General features: G+C 39.3%; 19 protein-coding genes. 8 read left to right on the top strand and 11 right to left on the bottom strand.

Annotated elements, in window-relative coordinates; all coding sequences use genetic code 11:
• Positions 1 to 6 precede the first annotated feature (6 nt).
• Both OCI93_RS09935 and OCI93_RS09930 read right to left on the bottom strand, forming a co-directional pair.
• Positions 7 to 1,233 (bottom strand): amino acid deaminase, encoded by a 1,227-nt coding sequence (locus OCI93_RS09935; RefSeq protein WP_261626307.1) that lies wholly within the window; start codon positions 1,231 to 1,233, stop codon positions 7 to 9.
• A gap of 405 nt (positions 1,234 to 1,638) precedes the next feature.
• Positions 1,639 to 4,860, bottom strand: a complete 3,222-nt coding sequence (locus OCI93_RS09930) for a TonB-dependent receptor (protein WP_261626306.1) — start codon at positions 4,858 to 4,860, stop codon at positions 1,639 to 1,641.
• A 1,611-nt stretch (positions 4,861 to 6,471) separates the two neighbouring features.
• Here OCI93_RS09930 and OCI93_RS09925 point away from each other — a divergent pair.
• Positions 6,472 to 7,188, top strand: a complete 717-nt coding sequence (locus tag OCI93_RS09925) for a DUF6445 family protein (protein WP_261626305.1) — start codon at positions 6,472 to 6,474, stop codon at positions 7,186 to 7,188.
• A gap of 95 nt (positions 7,189 to 7,283) precedes the next feature.
• Here OCI93_RS09925 and OCI93_RS09920 read toward each other — a convergent pair whose 3' ends face one another.
• The 5 genes from OCI93_RS09920 to pgi form a co-directional block, all read right to left on the bottom strand.
• A complete protein-coding gene (locus tag OCI93_RS09920) occupies positions 7,284 to 8,819 on the bottom strand; it encodes a tryptophan halogenase family protein (RefSeq protein ID WP_261626304.1) in 1,536 nt (511 codons plus the stop codon).
• 100 nt (positions 8,820 to 8,919) lie between these two features.
• Positions 8,920 to 11,550, bottom strand: coding sequence for a TonB-dependent receptor (locus tag OCI93_RS09915; RefSeq protein WP_261592274.1), 2,631 nt, complete (start codon positions 11,548 to 11,550; stop codon positions 8,920 to 8,922).
• 721 nt (positions 11,551 to 12,271) lie between these two features.
• Positions 12,272 to 12,979 carry a 6-phosphogluconolactonase gene (pgl, locus tag OCI93_RS09910; protein WP_261592273.1) on the bottom strand — a complete coding sequence of 236 codons (708 nt, stop codon included), beginning with the start codon at positions 12,977 to 12,979 and terminating at the stop codon, positions 12,272 to 12,274.
• A complete protein-coding gene (gene zwf, locus OCI93_RS09905) occupies positions 12,979 to 14,451 on the bottom strand; it encodes a glucose-6-phosphate dehydrogenase (RefSeq protein ID WP_261592272.1) in 1,473 nt (490 codons plus the stop codon). Before zwf ends, pgl begins: the two co-directional genes overlap by 1 nt.
• A 353-nt stretch (positions 14,452 to 14,804) precedes the next feature.
• Positions 14,805 to 16,442 (bottom strand): glucose-6-phosphate isomerase, encoded by a 1,638-nt coding sequence (gene pgi / locus OCI93_RS09900; RefSeq protein WP_261626303.1) that lies wholly within the window; start codon positions 16,440 to 16,442, stop codon positions 14,805 to 14,807.
• 298 nt (positions 16,443 to 16,740) lie between these two features.
• On the opposite strand from pgi, the gene OCI93_RS09895 reads away from it, so the two are divergent.
• Positions 16,741 to 17,772 carry a LacI family DNA-binding transcriptional regulator gene (locus OCI93_RS09895; RefSeq protein ID WP_261592270.1) on the top strand — a complete coding sequence of 344 codons (1,032 nt, stop codon included), beginning with the start codon at positions 16,741 to 16,743 and terminating at the stop codon, positions 17,770 to 17,772.
• Positions 17,773 to 17,783: 11 nt separating this feature from the next.
• Here OCI93_RS09895 and OCI93_RS09890 read toward each other — a convergent pair whose 3' ends face one another.
• Entirely contained in the window at positions 17,784 to 18,869 is a 1,086-nt protein-coding gene (locus tag OCI93_RS09890) for an AI-2E family transporter (RefSeq protein ID WP_261592269.1), read from the bottom strand.
• Positions 18,862 to 19,092 (bottom strand): hypothetical protein, encoded by a 231-nt coding sequence (locus OCI93_RS09885; RefSeq protein ID WP_261592268.1) that lies wholly within the window; start codon positions 19,090 to 19,092, stop codon positions 18,862 to 18,864. The genes OCI93_RS09890 and OCI93_RS09885 overlap by 8 nt, the downstream gene beginning before the upstream one ends.
• A gap of 142 nt (positions 19,093 to 19,234) precedes the next feature.
• Between OCI93_RS09885 and OCI93_RS09880 the strand changes: the two genes are divergently transcribed.
• Genes OCI93_RS09880 through OCI93_RS09860 form a run of 5 tightly spaced genes read left to right on the top strand, consistent with a single transcriptional unit; the run spans position 19,235 to position 22,740 of the window.
• Entirely contained in the window at positions 19,235 to 19,900 is a 666-nt protein-coding gene (locus OCI93_RS09880) for a hypothetical protein (RefSeq protein WP_261592267.1), read from the top strand.
• 1 nt (position 19,901) lies between these two features.
• Positions 19,902 to 21,356, top strand: coding sequence for a beta-barrel assembly-enhancing protease (gene bepA, locus OCI93_RS09875; RefSeq protein WP_410007623.1), 1,455 nt, complete (start codon positions 19,902 to 19,904; stop codon positions 21,354 to 21,356).
• 48 nt (positions 21,357 to 21,404) lie between these two features.
• Positions 21,405 to 21,755 carry an arsenate reductase (glutaredoxin) gene (gene arsC / locus OCI93_RS09870; protein ID WP_261626302.1) on the top strand — a complete coding sequence of 117 codons (351 nt, stop codon included), beginning with the start codon at positions 21,405 to 21,407 and terminating at the stop codon, positions 21,753 to 21,755.
• Positions 21,752 to 22,303, top strand: a complete 552-nt coding sequence (gene wrbA / locus OCI93_RS09865; protein ID WP_261592265.1) for an NAD(P)H:quinone oxidoreductase — start codon at positions 21,752 to 21,754, stop codon at positions 22,301 to 22,303. Before arsC ends, wrbA begins: the two co-directional genes overlap by 4 nt.
• Entirely contained in the window at positions 22,300 to 22,740 is a 441-nt protein-coding gene (locus OCI93_RS09860; RefSeq protein WP_261626301.1) for a DUF2069 domain-containing protein, read from the top strand. Before wrbA ends, OCI93_RS09860 begins: the two co-directional genes overlap by 4 nt.
• Before the next feature lie 26 nt (positions 22,741 to 22,766).
• Here OCI93_RS09860 and OCI93_RS09855 read toward each other — a convergent pair whose 3' ends face one another.
• Positions 22,767 to 24,101 carry an ankyrin repeat domain-containing protein gene (locus OCI93_RS09855; RefSeq protein ID WP_261626300.1) on the bottom strand — a complete coding sequence of 445 codons (1,335 nt, stop codon included), beginning with the start codon at positions 24,099 to 24,101 and terminating at the stop codon, positions 22,767 to 22,769.
• 216 nt (positions 24,102 to 24,317) lie between these two features.
• On the opposite strand from OCI93_RS09855, the gene OCI93_RS09850 reads away from it, so the two are divergent.
• Entirely contained in the window at positions 24,318 to 24,485 is a 168-nt protein-coding gene (locus OCI93_RS09850) for a DUF2897 family protein (RefSeq protein ID WP_261592262.1), read from the top strand.
• 34 nt (positions 24,486 to 24,519) lie between these two features.
• Here the strand turns inward: OCI93_RS09850 and OCI93_RS09845 are convergent, their stop codons facing one another.
• Positions 24,520 to 25,893, bottom strand: coding sequence for a YjiH family protein (locus OCI93_RS09845; protein WP_261592261.1), 1,374 nt, complete (start codon positions 25,891 to 25,893; stop codon positions 24,520 to 24,522).
• Between the last annotated feature and the right edge of the window lie 32 nt (positions 25,894 to 25,925).

The raw sequence follows: 25,925 nt of genomic DNA, 5'->3' as shown, positions 1-25,925 counted from the left end.
CCTCGATTAAAAATGCGTTGAAATGGTTTTAGTGATAACCCAATCTCGCTCAACAATGCCTATTTGTCGCCACTTATCAAACGTTAAGCATGGGTGAGACGTAGAAAAACATACCATATCGCCAACATTCAGTGGATGATTTAGAGAAAAGCGCAACATAGCATGCTGATCCATTATTTTTTCAACGTATAAATCACTAACTGTATTTTTTAAATGCTGATCTCTAGGTGAATAAACCAATTCAGCGGTAGGTAACCCTGCATCAAAAGCAACATCTCGCTTACCCATTCCCACAATCGCTAAACCATTTTCAGGCACAGACATAACATAAGCCCAAATATACAAACTCGACACTAAGGAGCCATCTACGCTATTTGCAAATTCACTGCGTGCTAATATGGCTTGCTGCGCATTTTGGTAAATTCCAGTATCATGAATAAGGTAACAACCGGGACGTATCACTAGCCTAAATTGTTTTTCGCACTCACTACTTACCAAAACTTTGGTGACAATGTCATACCAAGCAGAACCCGCACCTGTAATAATCGGTTCAGGTTGAGCAAACACGTCTTGCTGATGTAAGCGTTTTGCCTGTGCAACAACATCTGCTACAAACTCTGCAACACTCTGTGCTGCATTTTCACCACTAATAACCCCCTCATAAAAGCCTAAACCGGCTATTTGTAAGCACTCATATTCACTACACGCCAATATCAGGGTGTCGATATCATCTACTGAGCGACAACCACACCGGCCACCTACAACACCAAGCTCCAACACAATATTCAGCTTGAGGTTCTTACTTGCAAAAAACTCACCTAACGCTTTTGCGTTATCAACAGAGTCAACAAAACAGTAAAACTCTAACCCTGTACTTTTTAGCAACTGTGCAATAAGTTCAAAATGGTGACGGCCCACTAATTGATTGGCTAATATAATACGCTCAATGCCAGCACCAACCGCACTCAACACTTGGGGTACATTAGCTAAAGTGATCGCCCAAGCTCCCGCCTCTAATTGGTACTTAAATAACTCAGGTGACATGGTAGTTTTACCATGCGGAGCAAGTAATACATTATTTTGACGAGCAAACTGCGCCATCCACTGTGCATTTTGCCTAATCGCATCTTGTTTGATCACCGCAACGGGCAAGCTCACCTGCTCTTTAAAAATATTCCATCCCTGTTTGTACAATTGCTGTGGGCTTCCCGAGCCTTTTAAGAATTCAGACATTACTTATTTAGCATCCTTTAATATTAAAGCGGTTCCATTTTAGTGATTAGGGTCTGTTGATCTTTGCTGTGTGTTTTTGCAGCAGTCATTCGGGTATTTTGGCAAGGCAGAACCTGCGTCGCATAGTTATTCTATGTAAGTCAGGTGATAACGTAGAAAAAATGCTCGAATGGCGCTGCCCAAAGGGTTCAACCAAAGGCTTCCACTACTTTGTCATTCGCAACTGACATAAATTATTATGCTGCATTACTCATTTCGCGTAATGAAAGCCTTTGATTTGAACAAAATTCATACCTCAAAGATCAACAGACCCTAACAGTTCGTGCGTTATAACTATCCACTGCCTTTTTAGGCATTGCTAAAACCAGTGTGTTATGAACCTACACACTGGCTTTAGTTATGATGTTAAAAAGTAGCACGCACACTCAGAGCAAAACGTCTATCCGTCGTGAAATTAAGCGCTTGTGTCTTGGTGCCTGCTTGGTCCATCTGATACTCAGTTTTGGTTTCCGTATCGAGCAAATTACTTGCTTCAATACCTACTTTCCAATGATCGTTAATAGTGTAATACAAGCTCGCATCCATCATGCCCGAAGACTTCGCATAGGCTGGTACATACTCTTCAGACTCACGCAAAGTTAACAGATAGTCAGAGCGCCATGTGTACGCCAGTCGAAATGAAATATCTTGGTACTCGTACATACCAATCACATTGAAGTTTTTATCTGAGTAGCCTTGCAGTGGCAGGCCGCTAAATACACGGAAAGTATTACGATTATCATTGAGTGGGTTACCATTTTCATCAAACCCTAATGTACCTGCCGCTACTTCATTGGGGTCTTCAAGTCCATCTTGGTCGATATAAGTGTAGTTAAACTGTAAGCCTAAACCACTCCAAACCCCAGGCAACATATCGTAAAATTGTGAGTATGAAAATTCCACACCGCGAAGTGTACCTGAGCCAGTATTCGCAGGGCCATAAGCGGAGATATCATAAGTTTCATCGCCGTAGGTCACGTCCAAATCAAATGCTCGACGACGAATAATGTTATCTAGCTTCTTGTTAAATAAACCAACAGTAATGTATCCCGCTTCAGCAAAATACCACTCAGTACTTAGGTCAATATTAACCGCTTCTTCAGGTTCTAAGTTCGGGTTTCCAGATAAGGCTGTTAATTCAAAGTTATCGAGACCAACAACAGGGTTATTCACGTCATCATAATCTAACCCAGCAGTTTGCAATATGGGGGTATAATCAAGGTTAATAATATTGATGTTTCTCGCATCTACTAAGCTTGGGTAATATAAAGCTTTTGATGCGCCAAATCGAATGACCACGTCCTCTGCAATACCAAAACTCAAATTTAAACTTGGCAGCACAGTGGTGTAATCCGTCCCCTCTACTGTACTTAAATCAGACTGCCCACCGGCAATGTCATAGTAGCGTTTGTACTGCGGCTGTTGCATCACGCTATTCAATGACGTACCTGCATCTCCACGCTTTATTTCCTGAGGCTGAACTAACGCGCCCGTTGATTCAAGCTGGTAATTTACATAGCGTAAACCAATATTACCCACAACAGGAATATCTTGGAATTCAAAGTCAAAATCGCCTCTCACATAAAACTCTGTGCGCTGTTCATTAGTAGAACTAATATTATGTGCAGCATAGGGGCCTTCTATACGATTTGGCTTATCTTCGTACGGTACATAAGTGCCTGAACATACTCCGCCATTTTCAGCACTGCGTGTCGCGTTATGCCAACCATCTTTACACCCTTGCCTTAGTGATTGTGCATAATTTTTTACTAAATCCATTTTTGGAAAAAGAAAGTTATTCACATTACCCTGTAATACTTCCCCATGAAAGTAGTCTGAAAAATCAACACGCTCAAAAAGTTCAGGCTTATTAATAGCTGCAGCTGCGTTTCTGTCACCTTGTACCCAAGGCGTACCTATTGCAGACCACCCTTCATAGTCAGTATCACGAACTTTTAAATCTTTATCTGAAGCATATAGCCCTGCGCTAACACTCGTAAAGTGACCATCTAATTCATATTTAAAATCCAGTTTGAAACTGTCAGACTTAGCAGTGTTGTGCTCAACTTGCTCCATTCCACTGCCTAAAAACACATTAGGAACAGGCCCATTCCAGTCTTCATTTGGCGACCACCCAGCGGTTAAGATATTATCACTCAAAAATTTAACCGTAGGACGTGAGCCTCGCATATCTAAAAAGTAGGGCGACACAACATGAACATGGTTACCTCGGGTTTGACCTGACATACTGTAGTTTTCAACTTGCTTTTCAGCGTCTACATGTTGATAGTCAAAGTCTATGGTTAGTCTATCTACTGGCTTCCACGTCAGTTTAAATGACGTATCATCGACAGTGTTTTCGTTATGATTCCATCGGCTACGATAGAAAAATGGCGTCTCTGGAGAAACACCTAGTGCAATACCTGATGTGACAAAGCTACCCTCGGTTGTAAGCGGATAGCCATTTTGCGCATCGTCCTGCCAATTTTGCGAAGACCCCATAAAGCTTTTAAAACCCTGAGCTGCTTGACCTATTTGTCGCTCGTTCCATTCAAGTGATGCTTTTGAATGAATATGCTCAAGTGTTGCAACAATCGTTTCATCTGTATTTGACCACTGCACAGACGATGTAAGACCCGTTCGCTTACGGTCGTTCGTCGCGGTACTCATATGAATAGCAACAGGCACATGCCATATACTGCCCGCTGGTTGCCCTGGTAAAGCGGGGCCATCTACAGGTGAGGACGAGTCTACACCTGTAATGCCACCCCATTGATCCAAGGTCGGAACAAAGGAATCGCCTCGTGAATGGAAGTTGCCTAAACCAACACCATCACCACGCGTTTCATAATCTGATTTTGAAGCAGCGATTAAGAATCCAAACTTACCCGCACTAGTTTGCCAATTGTCTGAAAAAAGTGCAGAAAAAGAAGGTGTTACTTCTTCTCTAAAATCGCCGTAGTTGGCTTTTGCATTAAAAGAAATTAAACGTTCATCTGAGTCAAAAGGTTTCCGAGTAATTAAGTTAACCGTACCTGAAATACCACCAGAGATAAGATCAGCGGTCTGGTTTTTAACTACCTCTACAGCTCCTAAAAGCTCTGCAGGAAAATCTTCATAACTTAAGCCTCCAGATGGATTAGCGCTAAATGCATCACGGCCATTCACTTCAGAGCGCACGCGGTCTAAACCTCGCACAAGTACACCAGTTCCTTCATCAGCATAATGCTTCGGATCGCTCGATGAAGCAAAACGCTCTATAGTAACACCCGGTATACGTTGTAGCGCTTCTGTAACTGACTTATCAGGCAGCGCGCCGATATCAGATGCGGTGATCACATCTTTTACAGTATCTGCGTAACGTTTTATATTTTGTGCACTATTAATACTGCCACGAATACCCGTTACTTCAATGACCTCAACATCAGCTGTTTTGTCGCCCGCATTGACATCGCTGTCATTTTGAGCCACTTCTTGAGCTGCAAGCAACAAAGGGCATAGCCCTAAAATTGCTGAGGATACAGCGAGGCTTAGCCTTGTCCGCTTCGATTTATTACTGCCGACGATATTGGTGATTTTTTTTGACATTTTTATTCCCCATTTGCTTATATTCGACCCAGTTAGGTATTGGTAGGCACACTAGCACTTAAAACCCAAAGGAGTAGCACTTCATCATTGTGAACTAAGTTTAACCATGCCTTACTGTTACTTTTTAACAAAAAAACCAATGAACACTCGTTACTTTTTAACACACCAGAGTAAAAAGTAAACTATTTTTTTGGTATAAAGTTAGACTTTAAATTCCTAAAATGCTTTTTAGTAATATTATTTGGCTCAATAACTCGCCTTTATTTTTCTAAAAAACACGCTCCATTTATTTTGAACATATAAATTAATATGAGATCACAACTTTTGTGTAACATCTTGGCTGAATCGCCCCAGGTTTGCCTGAGACTAAAGAAACTGGAACAATGTCGTTATACACAGCAGCTTGAATACACTTCTCTTTGGGCTTCGCTAGTATCTATTTCAAATAAACTGGGGGAACTCCAGAAGTTCTCCAAACAATGGGTTAAAAAGTCTCAAACTCAATTGATGGAATAACCCCCTAACAGCTGAAAAGTAACTCGCAGCTTTAGAAAAAAACTAAAGCGAACTAATAATATTATGAGGTAAACCGTCGCTTTTTTCGCTCAGGAAAAACTAGGCCGCAAACAAAAATAATCGCGAGTTTATTGATACGTGTAGAGCATTATTGTGTGGGGTCTATTTGTAATGGGCAGCCTATTGCACCTTTAAACTATTATGCTCACAAACTGCTACAGCACATACCAGAGCGTCTATCTAACCGCAAGAAACATGATGCTGAATTGATGATACTCATTCGAGGAGTCAAGTTGCACACCGTACTGTTGAGCGATGGATAAGAGGTATGGATATTCAAGGTGTTCGCCTTGCTAAAGCATGCTAAACAACCTGATCAGCTTTGAGTCGCTAATATTACCTATACTGGCACTTGGAGCGAGTTTGTTTATATTGCTTTGTGGTAAATGTTTTCTCTCGATATATTGTAGGTTGGTATCAACGGCAATGAATATGGCCTTATCCTTGATGCGTTAGAACAAACAATTTGGCATCGAAGCGGGCTCTAAAAACTAATTCATCATAGCAATAAGATAAACAGAGCAACTTGCTGAAACGATAAATAGATTATTTAATAACAGAAATTATCCTCCGTAATGGCGCAAGAAAAAATATTGATACTGTTGAATATGACACCTTATAATGGGTTAATTGGTTTAATCATAAACGTTTACTCTCTTCAATTGGCTATGTGCCACCAGCACAATATGAAGTAGACTACTATGATAATTTAATGGTGTCAGGTAAAGTGGTCTGACTTACACAAAACAGTCTCCGATGAAATCGGGGCTACCCAGTGTTTTAAATCGGTAAATTTGATAATGTTAAATTATCACCTTTTATATCCAGCTAAAATTTAAGCTGTTATATCAACTTTATTAATTAAGTGTTCTATTCTGAGGCAAGGAAACCTTGTCGATAGCAAGCTAAGGGTTTCGCTATTTATTTTTCTAAATAGCGAAATTTATAACGCAACTTACGTAAGGTTTAGCCCCTCTAAGTGATGAAGTATTACTTAAGATTGGTTTAATTTAGACATAAATCATAGAGAGCAGTATGAATGAGTTAAAAATACACAAAAATATCACTATTAATAAGTTAAAAGTGCCTGGAACCGATAAAAAGGTTTACATTATTGATAACTTTTTACATGATTTGGATAGTATTTTAAATTTTGCTTATAACATTGCTTATTTTAACCCTATGTTTTCTGATAACTCCTTTTACCCTGGCATTAGAGATCACATGCCACAACCTTACCTAAGGATCCTGAAAACTTTTTTCTTAGAGCATATACTTCCCGATTTAGGTTCACAGTATAATGAAGTAAAGCTTCACCGAAGTTTACTTTCACTTGTAACATGTAAACCAGAGCAGTTAATTATTCAACAAAAAATGCCTCATATTGATACTTTTGATCAACAGCATTACGCATTTGTACATTATCTATCTCAGCAAGATTTTGGTGGTACGAGCCTTTATAAATACAAGCCAGATAATATCATCGAATTTCACGAAGAACATTCACCTATTCTAGAAAAGATGGTTAACGACATTAAAAATACACCAGAAGAGCACTCTGGTTATATCAATAATAGTACAAGTATTTTTGAAAGAGTGCTCAAAGTTGATGCTAAGCCTAACCGCTTAGTTATTTATCAAGGAAACCTGTTACACAGTGCCAATATTTTATTAGATGATAACGGCTACAATAAAGATCCTAAATGTGGAAGGCTTGCAATTTCATCCTTTGCAACTCTTATTAAGGGCTAATTTAGGGTTACAGTTAATATATTATAACGTTTAAAGTACTTATAAAGCTGTATAGATGAGAAACATATTATATAATATTGTTTCTCATCTATGCATTAGATATTTTGAAGGCCAAACTTTTTTATCTTCTCTAATAAATCCCTATGTTTTGGCAGCTTATTTTTAAGAAACTCATCTATTTTTTCCTTTCTTTCAAAATATTCAGCCATGTCACTATCAGTGGCCTTTCTTTCCCCAATTACATCTGTGCTATAACCCATACCGTAGAGCACGAATAAAAAGTTTTCTAAATAAAAAACCTCAAACTGGCTAAAAAAATCGTCTTTCACTGGTACAAAGTCTTTCCAAAGGGTAAGCCTATCTTTTAGCGTTTGAGGAATAGTATGACTTTCTTTATTTTCAATCCAAAATGAGGAGTCGGTTCGATCAGAGATACAGTAATGTAGCTTGATAAAATCCACAACCCTTTGCCATGCATATTGCATTGAATGGTTAAAACGCTGCTCTAAATATTCAATTTGTGATCTATTATGTGGGAAACGTTGAGTCAAAAATTTAGCACAAAAGTCTGTAAGTAGAATAGATGTAGCTTCTAATGGCTCCAAAAAGCCTTGTGCCAAACCTAAAGCTACACAGTTTTTATGCCAAAACTTTTCTCTAAAGCCTACCTTCATTGAAATCTTTCTATAGCTAAGATCTTGGCATTTCTCGCCCAAATACTTATCAAATTTTAACTTCGCTTTTTCATCTGTGATATGTTTGCTGGAATAAACAAAGCCCACGCCTCTGCGCGAAGATAAAGCAATATCCCAAATCCACCCTGCTTGATGTGCCGTTGCAATAGTGTAAGGAGGAATATTGTCTTCAGGCTGCGTAGGAACTTGCACAACAAGTGCGCTATCTACGAGTAGTGAATCAGCAACACTGATAAAAGGAATATTAAGCGTTTTGCTAAGCAAGATTGAATCAAAACCAGAACAATCAATATAAAAATCGAATGCGAGTTCTCCATGTACATCTGTGATCAGATTAGATATAAATCCATTATTGTCACACTTTACAGCTTTTACATTCGCTAAAATATGCTCTACTTGGTATTTTTCTTTTGCATTTTTGGCAAGTAGCTGAGCAAATTTTCCAGCGTTTAAATGATATGCATATGCTAAGTCAGCTTGATATTCAGGTGTAGTAATATCTTTTGGCGCGAGTCCATGTTCACAAATTAGATGTTGAGATGACAAATTGTGCGCATAATGTTTATCCGTATTCTTCTGATTTAGCCAATGCTCTGTTAAAATCTTAGCATGACTTGAATTGGGGACATCAAACAAATGATGATAAAAATTTCCATCTCCATAAGTATTTTTATCCATCCAATTTACAAACTTAATTGACTGCTTAAATGTCGCATCACACTCTCGAATAAAATCGGTTTCACTAATTCCAAAGTTTAAAAGTGTTTGACGAATATCCGGTACAGTGCCTTCACCAACACCTATTGGAGGAATATCGGGTGATTCGATGAGTGTTACTGATACCCCCTCTCTTTTTAATAACTCTTTACCTAAGTGGTTTGCAGCTAACCATCCCGCCGTTCCACCTCCCACAATGACAACTTTTTTAATATCCATAAAACACCTAATGGCTATATGTAGAAACTATAAATGAACACTCAACTTATAATAATAAAAAAGCCCAGCAAATGCTGGGCTTTTCTAGTTACATTTCCAATTAGAAACGAACTGCTACGCCCACTTTGTAACGCGCTTCACCTTCAAAACTCCAAACTGGGAAGTCATTTAACAAGTCAGGGTTAGGTAACGTTGTTGACTCATGGTTGTTACCAAGCTGAACGCTATCTTCTTCTGTTAGATTTATACCTTCAAATGTAACATCTAAATAATCAGTCACTGAGTAAGTTGCACTGAAGTCTAACTGACCGTATGCCTTATGCTCACGGTTACCATACCAACCTGGTGCTTCACGAATAATAAATTCTGAACGCCAGTTGTAAGCTAAACGAGCAGAAAAGTTATCTTGCTCATAGAAACCAACTAAGTTGTACGTATTCTTTGATGAATCAGAGAATACACCCACTCTGTCTGGATAATTTTCAGCTGGAGCTTCTGTATCAGCATATGTGTAGTTAAATGAGTAACCAAATCCATTATCGAATGCATCTTGTACTTGGAACTCAATACCTTCGATTGAGCCACCACTACCATTTGTTGATTTACTGACAGTCCAGCAGTCATATACACCAGCACCACAAGGCGGTTCGCCTGCATCTGGGTTGTTTTGGTAAACAGGAATATCAATACCAATTTGCTGGTTAGTTTGTTGCTGCGTAGAAATAAATGAACTTACATCTTTAGTGTAATAAGTTAGGCTTAATAGACCATCAGCGCTAAAGTACCACTCAACACCAATATCTGCTTGAAATGCTTTAAATGGATTTAGACCAACATTACCAGATTGTAATACTTCATTAAGTGGACGGTTATCTGTGTAACCCGCTAAGCTTCGTGTTGCAAATAGGTCAGCATAGTTTGGACGAGAGATAACTTGTGCCGCTGAAGTACGTAAAATTACATCTTCAGTTACATCAATAGCCATATTGAAGCTTGGTAAAAACTCACTGTAATCAGCTTTATCGGTTGTTAACGTTGTCGCGTACTCACCAGTTGCACTTAGGTCATAGTAATCAGACTCAATATCTGTTGATATATAACGTAAGCCAACATTACCGCGAATACTATCATCACTAAACTCAGCCATTACATAAATTGCTGTATTCTCTTCCTCGACAGTTCCATACCCTTGAGGTCGTTGAGTATACCCTTCTGTCATAGCTAGAGAATCTGCAATCATGAGCTCCATATTTGGCTCAGGTAATACAAAACCACCACCTGCAGATACTGTTCCAGGGTAGTATTCAGAAGCGCTTCTCATTGGACGAAGGTCTGCATTTACGTTTGCGCCATTCTGGTCTTGCGTTACTTTATGATCAGCATAGCGGAAGCCAGTTTTAATACCGGTGATCACACCTAAATCTAACGGAATTTCAAAGTCTAGGTTGAGGTATGTTTCTTCATCGTTATCAGGGTTAAACTCTGGCGCCCAAGTTTGCGGCCCAATGCTTGCAGGAAGGATGCTTGCGTTATAACTCTTATTCGCAATATTGTAATTAACAACATCGCCAGTCATATCAATTGTGCCATTGAAATCTGCAGGATTAGTCGAGTACTCTCCAAAGTTTGCTGTCGTTACAGCACTTTCCGCCTCGGTTTTACCAATGCGGCCTTTGAAAATAAAGCTATCAGCTTCATATTGCCAATCGAAATCAATGGTATCTGATTCCATGCTTGCTTTACGTGCCCAAGTTTGGAAAAAAGCAGGGCCACTGCCATTGCCAGCATTTGTTACGTTTGCATATACACAGTTACCAGAAAGGTTTTGCTTTTCACAAGACCCTTCACCAGGGAAAATAATAATTTGCGTATTTGCGTTATTAGCACCTAATTCAAGGCTTGTTAAATTCAAACCTAATAGCAGTGATTCACTAGGTTGATACTGGAATGCAGCATAAAGTGCAGTTCTTTCTCGATCTTGCTGGAAAGTTGTTGGTGCCATCGCACCACTCCAACCACCTGAAGACTCGATACCATTACGCTGATAGTCAATTTCAGATTTTGCACCTGAGATTAAAACACCAAAGCTTTCGTCTTCATTTTTCCAGCTATACAATCCAGAAACTTCAGGGTCGGTTTTCTCGGAAACTGAGCCGTAGTCACCTTTAAGGCTACCAAATATTGTGTTTGCATCAAGGTCAAAAGGCTTACGCGTTTTAACAATTACAGTACCACCGATGCCACCTTCAACAATGTTCGCCTGTGAAGATTTGTATACTTCTAATCCACCAACTAACTCAGAAGGTAATAAAGAGTAGTTAAAGCTTCTATCAACCGCCTGTTGATCAAACCAACTTGTTGAGGCAATAGAATGGCCATCTAATAATGTGCGCGTTAATTGTGCTGATGCACCACGAATTGAAACTTGTTGGCCTTGACCGAATTGACGAGAAACACTCACACCTGAAATACGTGCTAATGATTCACCTACATCTCCGTCTGGAAACTTACCAACATCTTCAGCAGTCACAACGTCTACAACTGAATTCGCAAAGCGTTTGCCGTTGATGTTCTCTTTATTTGAAGCGCGAATACCACGCACTTCAATTACTTCAACATCTTCTTTTACTTGATTTTCGTCCGCAGCATAAGCAATGCCAGATACGCTCGCACTAAGTACAAGACCGACATTAACTGCTAGTAAGCTTTTCTTAAAATTATTAGCTAACACAGGATTCCCCTTGAATCATTTTGTTGGAATTTTATATCACTTCTGCCCAGTGATGATGACAACGCTGTCATCTAATAACAAACCATACACCGTAAATTACAAATTCGCTACATGTTTTTTGCTGAATTAATCAAATATTCTTCAACAATAAAAACAAAGTATTGATTTTATTAGCTTTAAAATTTACGTAGTTATGGTTTGTTACAAAACCAAGGGAAATATAGCATAAATACTTACTTTTTGGGGACAGAAATTTGCTTGTTAGAACAAAATAGAACCGATGTTATGACTTATATATCAATATTGTTCTATTTGCGAATAGATTCAGAAACTTTGGCAGAAGTGTTCAAGGGTGACAATACGCAAAATGACAACGCTGTCATTATAAATTTTCATGTGGCCTTTGTCCATTAGAATCACCTATTACCATACAAAAATAACCATAATCTCCAAAACAGCATAGCTCACCACTGCTCTAGATAAGCAAGTTTTTCCAAACAAGCCTGCTTTTAAAAGTAATACTGGCTGACAAAGTGTTTTCTATTTCAAAACCCTTACCGAAACCTGAGTTTAGATGTGTATTGTGAAAAAGGTTTGCGATGAGAGTGCTATCAATCAGATTAAATATGTAAGGAACTAGCTATAAAGAGCATTATGTTATTGAGGAAGTAGCAGCACCTTACCTATTAAGACCAGCAAAGTGCTATATTTTACAAATGTACTATGGGCACCAAAATACCATAAGGTCTATGTCTGAATGATTAATAACCGCACGTAGTGGGATATCAAACTCAGAGCCTGGCTGCTTAGCCAACTCATACATTGCACGCTTTTCTTCACCACTAATAAGAAGCACAACTTGCTTAGCATTCGCAACACCATTTAAAGTAAGTGTCATACGCTCAGTAATACTACCTGTCACTTCACTTTGTTTTGCATTAATAGCGCATACAATATCAGTTGTAGTTAAAGCTTTCTCTAACCCATCTGCATGAGGAAACAAAGAAGCCGTATGTCCATCAGGCCCCATGCCTAAGATGGTTACATCTGCCTTACCTAATGACTGATATTGTACTTCACATTCAGTTTGTCCTGCCTGCGCTGTTGTAGCAGAATTTTTCATAGTGACAAAGTGCGCTTTTGAGGCATGATTTTGTAAAAGTGTCTCGTTAATAAATGCTTCGTTGGATTTTTCATGACTTGCATCCACCCAACGTTCATCAACCATAGCAACCGACACTTTATTCCAATCAAGCGATAAACCCGATAAATGACGATATGCAGGTGCGGGAGACGAACCACCAGAGACCATTAATACGGCTTTGCCTTTTTGTTCAATACCAGCCACTAAACTTGACTCAAGTAGTGCTGATAGCGCAGATGTTAATTCTTCTTTAGAATCAAAAAATCGCTCAGTTAGATGTGCCATTATGCTTTCTCTCCTACATTAAACCAAGCATGTTTGTTTTCTTGTAATAATTCATCCGCATCTTCTGGCCCCCAAGAGCCTGCTCTATAAAGTGCTGGCGTGCCTTTTTCTTGCCAACGTTCAACAATTGGGTCAATCCACTTCCATGCTTGACGCACTTCATCACGGTGTATAAACAGCGCAGGGTTATTTGCGGCAGCATCTAACATTAAACGCTTGTAGGCATCAGAGTGAAAACTCGAACCATATTGTTCACTCAACTCGATATTAAGCGTAACAGGCTGCAATTGCATATCTAAATTGTCCATGCGCTTTGACATCAATGTAAGCTGTATTGTTTCTTCTGGTTGCAAACGAATAACCAAACGATTTGGCTGAATTGGGCCCACAGATTCATCGTAAACGTTATGAGATACAGGCTTATACTCTACTACAATCTCTGCACAGCGTTGCTTCATACGCTTACCCGTTCTCAAATAAAACGGTACACCTGCCCAACGCCAATTATCAATATGCGCTCGAATGGCCACAAAAGTTTCAGTAATACTTGAACCTTCAGCTAGCTCTTCAAGATATCCAGGTACTATCTTAGAATTTAATTCTCCTGGTACATATTGACCGCGTACCGTGTTTTCATCAACCTGCTCTGCAATAAGCGGGCGAAGCGCTTCTAGTACTTTAAGCTTCTCTGTGCGAATACTGTTGGCATTTAGCTTATGAGGAGACTCCATGGCAACCAAACACAATAACTGCAGTAAATGGTTTTGCACCATGTCTCTGAGTGCACCAGCTTTATCATAAAAGCCTGCTCGAGATTCTAAACCGACCGTTTCTGAAATGCTGATTTGAATATTATCTATGGATTTTGCATCCCATAAGTTTTCAAAGAGCGCATTTGAAAATCTCAATGCCATTAGGTTTTGTACGGTTTCTTTACCTAGGTAATGGTCTATACGAAAGATTTGTTCTTCTAAAAAATACTGTGCTATTTTTCCATTAATTTCTTCTGCAGACGCACCACAGTAGCCAATTGGTTTTTCAACAACAACTCGTGATGTATCTGTTATCAACTGCTTAGTCGATAAGATTTCACAGCAGGTGCCATAAACCGCAGGGGGAAGTGACAAATAAAATACTCGAGATTTATCAAGTGCATCTTGCGCTAATATTGTGCGTAACTCATCCCAGTGTTCATCAGGTTCTGTGACATTGACAACCACGGGAACTAGAAATTTAGCAAAGGCTTTCCAATCTTGACTATTAAACTCCCCTTCACCTAAAAAAGACTTCAATGCTTGCTCTGCTGTTTCGATATATTCTTGTTGTTTACTTTGTTCACGAACAGTTGGCAAAATACGAGAGCCTTCAGGAAGGTTACCTTCTTGATATGCGCGATACATTGCAGGCAACAACTTGCGCAATGCCAAATCTCCGCCGCCACCAAAAATTATAATATCAAAAGGATTAAGCATAAATTACTCTCTACAAGGTTAAGCGCAGCAAAGCCGTTCTTGTGCACTGACTGCGCATTTATTATTAATGTCTGGCAATACCATATCTTAGCTTACCAGAGCGCCGCATATTCGCGGTATTGAATTCGATTGTAACAGTTCAAGCCAAGGTTAGCTGGCAATTCAAACCTAAAAATCATCTTTGAAGAGTGGCCATTGGAAGAAATACATTAGCCAGAAAATGAGCCTTAGGGGCACTGTAATTCCTCTCACAAAAATACAGGCCCTAAGAACTCCAGCGCTACCCGTTCAAAGGTATTTTTTTTCACATCAAGTGAACTGGTTGCCTCTACTAAAAGGCTAATTTTTTTCAATTATCGATTGTTTTTATAGTAGCTAATTAAACCAGCAGTTGAGCTATCATGAGGGTAGTTTACATCGTTTTGGGTCAACTCTGCCTCTATCGCAGATGCTAACCCTTTTCCAAGTTCTACACCCCATTGGTCAAATGAGCAAATCTGCAATAAAATGCCCTGACAAAAAATCTTGTGCTCATACATTGCAATTAAACGACCGACAGCTTTAGCATCCACGGTATCTAACAAGATAGAAGTCGTTGGCCGATTACCTTGATGAATTTTATGTGCAATTACAGCGTCAATTTGCGTGCTTGTTTTACCTTTCGCTGTTAAATCTGCACGTATTTGCAACTCATCAACACCACTCATCATCGCTTCTGTTTGTGCAAAAAAGTTCGATAATAAAATATCGTGGTGCTTATCCATAACAACTTGCGGTTTAACCGATGCAATAAAATCTGCTGGCACAATATTGTTACCTTGGTGCAAATACTGATAAAAAGCATGTTGACCATTGATACCCGTCATGCCCCAAATTAGCGGTACTGTTGTATAAGGCACAGGTTCACCAGTGAATGTAACGTGCTTACCATTACTTTCCATCTCACCTTGCTGTAAGTAAGCAGGCAACATATGTAATGCCTGATCGTACGGTAAAATAGCTTGTGCTGTGTGGCCTAAAAAGCTGGTATTCCAAACACTTAACAATGCCATAATTAGCGGAATGTTATTTTCAAATGATGCGGCTTTGAAGTGCTCATCTACTTCAAATGCGCCCTCTAGCACCTCAACAAACTTATCAAAGCCCAAATATAAGGCAATAGGTAGGCCAATTGCACTCCACAATGAGAACCGACCTCCGACCCAATCCCACATGGTAAATACATTGTCATCAGCAATACCAAATTCACGGGTTTTTTCTAAATTAGTACTCACTGCTACAAAATGCTTAGCAATCGCATCTTGCGGTGCATATTCTAAAAACCACTTAACAGCTGAGCGCGCATTTGTCATTGTCTCTGAGGTTGTAAACGTTTTTGACGATACAACAAACAATGTTGTTTCAGCCTGCAAGCCATCAAGCACAGTTGCTAATTGCACCCCATCGACATTAGATACGTAGTGCACATTAAGTGTGTTATCTGCGTAATTTGAGAGCGCTTCGGTAACCATTTGAGGACCTAGATTTGATCCACCCACACCGATTGCCACAACATTTTTAACAGGCTTACCAGTATGTCCTACCCACTCGCCACTGCGCACTTTTTGGGTAAATGATTTTAACTTATCAAGTTCTCTATTCACCAGTGGCATAACGTCGTTATCGTCAACAAAAATCGCTGAATTACTTCTATTTCTTAACGCTACATGTAGTACAGCTCTATTTTCAGTGAAGTTAATTTTTTCACCGCTGAACATTTTATCACGCCACGCTGCTATATCAGCTTGTTCTGCAAGCGCGATGAGTTGAGAAAAACTTTCTTCATCAATAAGTTGTTTTGAGTAATCGAATAAAACACCAGGCATTTGACAAGAGAACTTTGCAAAACGTGAGGTGTCTTTGGCAAACAAAGTTTTTAATTGTTGTTGCTTCAATTTTGTTGCAGATTGCTCTAATGCCTGCCAGCTACTCAAATCACTACGGCAACTCATACTCATCCCCTAACATAATTTATGGCTCGCCACGCAGCTTATACACTGTTTAAACAAGCAAAAGACTATTCACAACGTCTACCATATGCCACAATGACAACGCTGTCAATTTTCTTATTTTCAATTTTACGATGTGAATAATAACGCAATTTATTCCTTTTGACACCGGTATCATTCATTTATTTATGATATTTAGGCTGCTATTTTTAATTTAGATTAGATAGACTAAGCTATTCACATGATCATTTAATGAATTTTGAGCAATTTTTAAAGCTCTCTCAAATAAAAGAATAAAAACATGAAAGTCACCATAAACGATGTCGCTAAGTTAGCCGGTGTATCAATGAAAACCGTCTCGCGGGTGATCAACAAAGAGCCTTCAGTTCGCAAAAAAACATATGACTTGGTAATGAGTGCTGTAAATGAGTTGAATTATCAGCCGAATATCGCAGCGCGAAACCTCGCAGGTACCTCTTCATTTGCTATTGGTTTAGTCTATGACAACCCAAATGCGTACTACGTGATAGATATGCAAAATGGTGTGCTCTCACGATGTAAAGAAGAAGGGTATGAACTGGTCATTCACCCTTGTAGTTATCATGACGATAATATGCAAGAAGAGTTCAAGACGATGATTAAGCGATCACGTTTAGCTGGGCTAGTTTTAACACCTCCTTTATCAGAGCAGCAGAGTATTATCGATATGCTTGACGAATTAGGTGTTCATTATGTGCGCTTGCTGTCAGGGCGGGACACTGATATAAATGAACGCAACAATTGTATTCTAGTAAATGACTATGCTGCTGCTTATGAGATCACTGAACATTTGATTTCTTTAGGCCACAAGCGCATCGCTTTTGTACTGGGTGACAAAGAGCACAAATCAACCTCAGAACGCCTAGCTGGTTATCATAAAGCATTAAAAGCACATAATATTGAGCGATCAGATTCATTGATTTACGAAGGGAGTTATTCGTTTGAGTCCGGCGTGAACGGAGCAAAAGAACTACTCAAAAATGGTAATCCTAATAATATTACAGCAATCTTAGGCGGTAACGATGAAGTTGCCGCAGGGGCATTGTTTGCAGCTAGATTAATGAACATAGATATTCCTGCGGAACTGTCTATTACAGGGTTTGAAGATTCCCCCTTCTCTCGCCAAACTTGGCCTAAGCTGACAACTGCCCATCAGGCTAATAATGTTATTTCTGAACACGCAGCGAGGTTACTATTTAGTAAAGCTCGTGGTTCAAGACAACAAGATAAAGATGTTAAAACTACTTTTACGCCAAGCTTAGTGGTACGAGAAAGTACCGGTTACGCAAAATAACAGAAAAGGCACTATTTAGTGCCTTTTTCAATCGCTCCATTCTCATCATGATGCTGAGTTGACCATGCATTAACTAACGCTTTAACCAGTGATGCCAGTGGGATTGCAAAAAATACTCCCCAAAAGCCCCATAACCCACCAAAAAATAGCACAGCGACAATAATATATACTGGGTTTAAATCAATCGCTTCAGAAAATAATAAGGGCACTAATACATTGCCATCAAGGGTTTGGATGACCCCATAAACAATAATCACGGTCCAAAACTGAGCTTCTATACCAAATTGAAACATAGCCACAGCTGCAACTGGAATAGTAACTAATGCGGCACCAACAAATGGTATCAAAACAGACAGCCCCACTAGTGCGCCTAATAACGCTGCATAACGAAGATCCATCACAGAAAAAGCCACAAAACTAGCACTGCCAACAATCACAATTTCAAATACTTTACCACGTATATAATTCATGATTTGATGATCCATTTCAGACCAAACTTGACTTATCAACCGACGTTCTTTTGGAATTAAGCTTTCTATACCCCGAGTTAACATGACTTTATCTTTGAGCATAAAAAAGACCAGTAACGGCACAAGTATTAAATAAATAAGCCAAGCCACTGCATCTTTTAGTGAAGTTAAAGAAACAGATACAATCATTTGTCCCAATTCAATGACTTTTGACTCTACACTTGCAACTAACGTTTTAACTTGCTCAGCAGAAATAAGCGCAGGATAGTCTTGTGGTAAATGAAGCAAGAATGCTTTGCCCTGTTCTATCATATGTGGACTTTCTTGAAATAGATTACTGGTTTGTTGCCAAAGTACAGGTACAATGCCTAAGAGCATGGCAAGGCATAACCCTAAAAACAGAAAAATAACTAAAGTTGTTGCCAATGCACGATTCGGCACAAATCTTTGTAAGCGTGTAACAGGCCAGTCGAGTAAGTAGGCAATAACCAACGCTATTAGCACTGGTACTACAAATGGGCCAAAGAAATATAATATAGCCACTGATGTGATCAACATCAAAAGCAAAGTAACCGAATGCGGGTCTGAAAATTTATTTTGGTACCAGGCTTTTACAATATCAAACATGGTTGGTGTTCACCTCTAGAAATGGCGCTATGCCTTGATGATGTGAAAAGATAAATCGATGTTGTTCAAGGTAACGTACTATATCACTAATATCTTGCTCCGTTAGATAATAAAATTGTACTTTTGTAGTTTGTTGTTGAGCCTGACGTAAATGCCACTTAAATTGTACAAATAACTGTGGGCATTTAAAAAGTGATAAGTCCACCTTATGTACTGCTGCCATACTGCTTTAAACCTCAGACCTATTCATGCTAAGCCATTATGTTAACATTAAGCTATTACAACTTAAAATATAGAACCAGTGGCTTGAACGCACACAATGGTTTATTCTTTTACATAGAAATACAATTGGAGTACGGCTTGTCATGCCTAAAGCAAATGGCAAGGCTTCTTTGCCTGCCAACCCCACACTTAAAGAAATCAACTGGTATAAAAAGCAGATAAACTGGGGCGAACTTCCCCCATTTTATCATATGATTGCGTCTTCTATCAGTGAGGCAGAGGGTATACTTCACCATGGCTTTGATAACGCAGTAAAACGAGTACTAGACAAGCGAAACTGGAACTTAGACCTACTCAATGGATACGAAGATGAAAATGGCCTCATTCATTGCGAAGAACGCCCTCGCCTAGCGCTTCATCAAGTATTTACTGACCGAGGTTTTGAATTATGGGCATGCCCATTTGCCAAAAATGTACAAATTGACCAATACATTAAAGATAATAAATTTATAGAATTTAACGTTTGGGACCCTCACTCTATGAAAAACTTAATAAGAATCAATCAACTACATAAGTTTATAGGCTTTTATTTTGAAAGGGGTGATGCGGCTGATAAGGCGCTAATTCTGCATGCCCACAAAGTTGTCCACAAAATAATTAATTTTTTACATGCTGAAATGAACATTGTCTCTATTGATGGGGTCACAATTAAAGATTTTTATATGATGTGTGAAAGAGATAGCCGAGCATGCAGTGACGAAATTGATGTTGCACGTTTAATGCTCGGTGAAGATATAAACAAGGATTAAAATGAGACTACCCCCTCTGCTTCATGCTGTTGTTGGTTCGGTGATGTTATTTACAAGCCAAATCAGCCATGGGCAAAGTACTTTAAAACTGCCAGATTTGGGCACCTCTGCACTGCAAGTGTTACCGATTGAGAAAGAGCAAGCGATTGGCGATGTAATGATGATGCAGATTGCAAGTCAACTGCCTTTAGTGCAAGACCCCGTACTTGATGAGTATTTAACAAGCCTAGGAAATAGACTAGTTGCTAATGCAAATGATGTGCGCTTTGGTTTTGAGTTTTTTTGGATAAATAATCCAGCCATCAATGCGTTTGCTTTTTATGGCGGCCATGTTGGCGTACATACAGGGTTAATTGCACAATCAGATAATGAATCTCAACTCGCTTCTGTACTTGGCCACGAAGTTGCGCACGTAACACAACGCCACTTGGCAAGACGGATGCAACATGCAAAAGACAATAGCGCCCTCACTTTGGCTGGTATGATTGCGGGTATTTTAACAACCATTGTAGCGCCTGATGCTGGTATCGCGATTCTTTCAGCAAATTCTACTCAAGCGCAGCTGGGCCAATTATCTCATAGTCGTAAAGCGGAACAAGAAGCTGACCGCTTTGGTATGCAAACGCTGTACGAGGCAGGATTTGACCCATCACAGTCCAGCGAGTTTCTTTCTAAGCTCTCAGCGCAAATACGGTATAAAACCAAACCACCGGCTTTTTTACTGACCCATCCACTCCCTGACTCTCGAGTGTCTGACGTACGTTTAAGAGCACAGCAATTTGAGCCTCGTTATGTGCCTGCTAGCTTAAAGTTTGAACTGGCCAAGAGCCGTGTACTGGCAAGGTATCAATTTGAAAGTATTCAAGCGCAGTCTTATTTTGAAAATCAGTTACGCCTAAATACTTCTGAACTTCACCAACTCGCTTTAGAATACGGCTTAGCGCTGAGCTTACTTGATCAAAATAAGCTTGAACAATCACAAGTTTTATTAGATAAACTATTAAAGCATGATGAAAATAATCTTTTCTATTTAGACGCTTATACAGACTTACTGATAGCACAACAGCGCCCCGAACAAGCGACAAAACTACTACAACTAAAACATGAGTTCCGCCCGAATAACCAAGTGCTCACATTAAACCTTGCCAATGCGGCAATTGAAGCTAAGCAACTCAATATGGCAGAAAAACTGTTAAAGCTATTTTTGCTTGAAAAACCAAAACATGCACTTGCAAAAGACTTATTGCTAAAAGTTTATAAAGAACAAGATGATAAAGCTGCATACCATGAAATGCATGCAAGCCTTCTTGCTCAGTATGGCGCATATTTGAAAGCCGCAGACGAGATACAACGAGCACTAAATCATACCGACGATAAAGAATCCGTTAAAGAAGCTAGATTAAAAGCATTACTAAGCCAATACCGACAAATGCAAAAAGAACTCGCGAAGCTTTAAGTCACAAGTTACATCAATTAAAATGCCTAAAAAATTTCAGGAATTATTATGTCAGTTACTATTTATCACAATCCACGTTGTTCTAAGTCACGAGAGACGCTTGCATTACTCGAAGAGCAAGGAGTCAAGGCCAATGTGGTAGAGTACCTTAAAACACCAATGAATTTAGAAACACTCAACGAGTTAATTCAACAACTTGGTTTTAGCTCGGCACACCAACTTGTAAGAAATAAAGAAACAATATACAAAGAACTCAATCTTAATAAAAACACCGACGAAGTTGTATTACGCCAAGCAATGATAAACAATCCAAAGCTTATTGAACGGCCAATTGTTGTTAATCAACAAAAAGCGGCATTAGGTCGCCCACCTGAATCAGTGTTGACCATCCTTCAATGATCACAGTTGTTGTTTTATATCACTCAAGTCATGGTTCAGTAGAGGCTATGGCAAATGAGATCAGTGACACGCTGGCCTTTCACGGTGCAGACGTTAGGCTCAGGACTTTTGAACAAAGATATAATTATGATCAAGTTATTACCAAACAAGACCTCATAGATTGTGATGCACTCGCATTTGGAACCCCAACTCGGTTTGGTATGATGGCAGCACAAGCAAAAACATTTTGGGAAACCACCAGCGATTTATGGCTAAAAGGCCAGCTGATAGACAAACCTGCCTGTGTGTTTTCATCCTCAAGTAGTATGCATGGTGGCAATGAAGCTACGCTTTTAAACTTATCATTACCCTTGCTGCACCACGGTATGATGCTACTCGGGGTTCCATATGATGTACCTGAACTGCTGGACACGACATCCGGCGGCACTCCCTATGGCGCAAGTCACGTCGCTGGCAAAGACAACTCAAACCAATTAAGTGAATGTGAAAAGCGTATCTGCCGTGCCGTAGGAACTAGATTATTTAACATAGCAAGTAAACTCAAATGACAAAACCCCAAAAAAAGCCCCTTACCCTTTTTTACCAACGACTCGCATTATTTGGTTATATTGGTCTACTCATCCTTATGCCAACTTGGTTATATATCTTGGCACCAAGAGAGGGCTACAGCAACGGCTTTATATTTGTAGTCTATATTTTACCACTATTACTACCTTTAAAAGGCATCATACAAGACAAGCCTTACACTTATGCTTGGGCTAACTTCATTGTAATGATTTACTTTATCCATAGTTTAAGTTTGCTTTGGGTATCCCCACAAGAAATGCTGTGGATCATGCTTGAACTCATTTTTGCAAGTTCAATGTTTATTGGCTGTACATACTATGCACGCCATAGAGGACAAGAATTAGGGTTGAAAATTCGAAAATTAAAAGATGAGCTTGCAGAAGAAAAAGCGGCTCACACTGTCAACAAAGACGACTAACGTCTTAGAATTAAAGTTGCGAGGTACTAACCTCGCAACAAAGTAGTCCAAATCAGTAATGCAAATAATATTTGTGCACTGACACTAAACCAACTAAGTGCACTAAGCCCTTTTAGTGACCATGGGTGAGACATATTTGGATATAACTGTCCTCGCCTAACACTGCGTGCCGATCCAAACAATAGCAAGCCAAGCGCAGTTGCAACTCCTACGAGTAAAGATTTATCTTCAATATACTCACTGAAAAATAACAACAATTGCACCGGTAATAATAAACTCACTAAAGCATAAAGAAAATGTACTTGCTTTATTTTCAGCCACTTACCTTGTTCAGATAGCTCTTTAACCCCTTTTTTTTCAAGTGTTTTCTTTGCAACAAGTAATGGTGTTTTCATCGCTAACCGATACGGACTTTGGCACTGAGCATCTTCTTTTGTGGCATCAACTCCGTGTTGAATAATCAATTCTATCATGCTTGCCAAGTTAGATTTAACCGCAAAATGCATCATAGTTTGCCCTTGTAAGTCAGTATCATTGATATCGTGATTTGGAAGTAGCTTTTCAACTACGTTAACAAACCCTTTTTCAATCGCCCACATTAGTGCTGAACGCCCTTGTGCATCACGCTCTGTACCTTTAGCCCCTCGCGTTAACAAGTTTATTAATTCCGGTTGCTTTACGTCATCAGAGGTAACTTGATTCAATAATGCCTGTTCAAGCAACTGCGCAACTTGCTCTTTGTCATCACACAGTAGCTCTAGCAACTGATAAAACTCTCCTTGTTTTTGTAATAGCCGTTCGGTAGCTATCGTCGCAGTCGCAGGCCTATCACTGATACAAGTGTCTATATTCGCTTCTACTGCTGCTCTAAATGAGACTTTTTCCCAAGTACTACTCGCCTCTTGTGGCGTTAATGTCATACCTGTGGTTAAACACCAAGTGAACACTTGTTCATATTTTAACGACACTAACAAATCAAAGAAATTAGGGTAATTGACGGCATCTTTTTGTAGCGTTAAGTCACTGTACTGCGCAAACCGCTCAAGCAGCATGACACTGAGCTCTTGACGTGTCATGCCTGATTGCTCTATATGCGCAAATAGCTGAGCAGTATAAGCTTGTTGCTGCTCATCATATTCATCAATATGTTGAAAGTAGCATGATTCAAATGGCTCAATGGGCTTTAGCCATTGCAAATAAAACAAAGGGGGTAATACGGTTGCTTCAACGCCTTGTTCATCTTTACTGGTAATACAATTTGGCCAAGCTTCAAGTGCATCTAATATGAATGCGCCGTTTTGCTCCACCAATCCACGCAGCAATAATGGATACTGAGACGGCCAAATTAAAACATGTTCCATGAGCAAGCTTTCACCTTTAAAAACCTAATTTACTGTCTTAATCAGACTAAGTTGATAAGCCTGACTGTTGGGTGAATGATACCAATATCATGTTAAAAATGCTTAATTAAATCTACTGCAATTGCCAGATAAATTTTCAGTTAACGCACAAACCCTCTACAATGGCATCATAGTGTCAATTTTATAAAAGATGACAACAAAAAATGGAGAATTATCGTGCAAGAACAATTAGAAACTTGGCATGTCATTTTGATCATTGCAGGTGTGCTTGGAGTAGTTTGGAGCAATATTGCACTGCTAAAATACTCAACTAAATTTGATTTAAGAAACAAACTAGATAAGCAAATTAAAAACAAAGATGTAGAGGACAAAGACGCGGATTAAATCAACTTCACTCCGCGTCAATATTATAACAAGATTAACCCACTAACCAATGTGCCATTAATGCAATCACAGGTAGGGTTACTAATGTACGTAATATAAAGATAACAAATAACTCGAATAAATTGACTGGTATTTTACTACCCAATAATAGAGCACCAACTTCTGACATATAGATCAGCTGAGTTACACTCATTGCAGCGACAATAAAGCGAGTAACATCACTTTGAATATTGCTTGCAGCTAAAATAGATGGAATAAACATATCCGCAAACCCAACCACTATCGTTTGTGCTGCTTGCTGTGCTTCAGGTACATTCAACAACTCTAAATACGGCACAAATGGCGTACCTAATACTTGGAAAATTGAGGTATGCTCAGCAACTATTAACGCAAGCGTACCAACTGCCATTACAACAGGTAATACGGCAAATAACATATCGAGTGCGTTACTAACTCCCTCTTGAACCGTACCTTTAATACCTGGCGCTTTTTGTGCTTTTGTCAAAGCAACATTTAAGGCATGCTTAAATAGCGTTTTTCCTTCAGGCACAGCTTCTGCGTCTCCATCAGGGGATGTATCATCAATATACGTATCTTTTTTAAATCTAAGCGGAGGTAGGCGCGGCACAATAATTGCTGCCACAAATCCCGCTAAACAGACTGTTAAATAAAATGGTGCAAATAAATGTTCAAGCTTGACTTGGCCAATCACAACTAAGCAAAATGTAATAGACACCGCAGAGAAAGTCGTACCTATAATCGCAGCTTCTTTTTGTGTGTAATATTTATCTTCATACTGCCTAGCAGTCATTAAAATACCGACACTGCCATCCCCTAACCATGAGGCAACGCAATTCACGGCGCTTCGACCTGGTACGCCAAACAATGGTCGCATTACCTTCGTAAGCAAAGTACCCACCAGTTCAAGCAATCCAAAATTAAGTAATAGCGGCAATAATAATCCAGCTAAGATAAATACAGAAAACAGCACAGGCAATAAGTCATTCAAAACTAATGCGCCAGTATGGCTTGAATGAATAATACTTGGACCAACTTTAAAATAAGTCATCAAAATAAAGACCATACCTAACAGGCGCGTCACGAGCCAAACCCAACTTATTTGAAACAAATGTCTGATCAAATCTATTTTCATCAGTGCAGCTGGCTTTAGCAGCTTAACCACCAAGCTCATCACACCTGTGATACATATTATCGTTAAGATCAACGTATCAATATAAGGACCCACAAATCCTTGTAACGCTTTAGCCATTACAGCAATAGGAATGGTCATCGCTTCACCGATGGCAACTGGCGTCATAAATAAAAATACACCAATTAGCGAAGGAACAATAAATGCAAAAAGTGTACGCCAATCAGGCGTCTCAGTGCGACTTGTTTGTGTTGTCATTATATTTAGCCTACAAAAACAAAGAAAAGAGC

Origin of the sequence: Pseudoalteromonas holothuriae, from assembly GCF_945859825.1 — a bacterium.
GTDB lineage: Bacteria > Pseudomonadota > Gammaproteobacteria > Enterobacterales > Alteromonadaceae > Pseudoalteromonas > Pseudoalteromonas holothuriae.
This window is presented reverse-complemented; position numbering and strand designations above follow the sequence as displayed.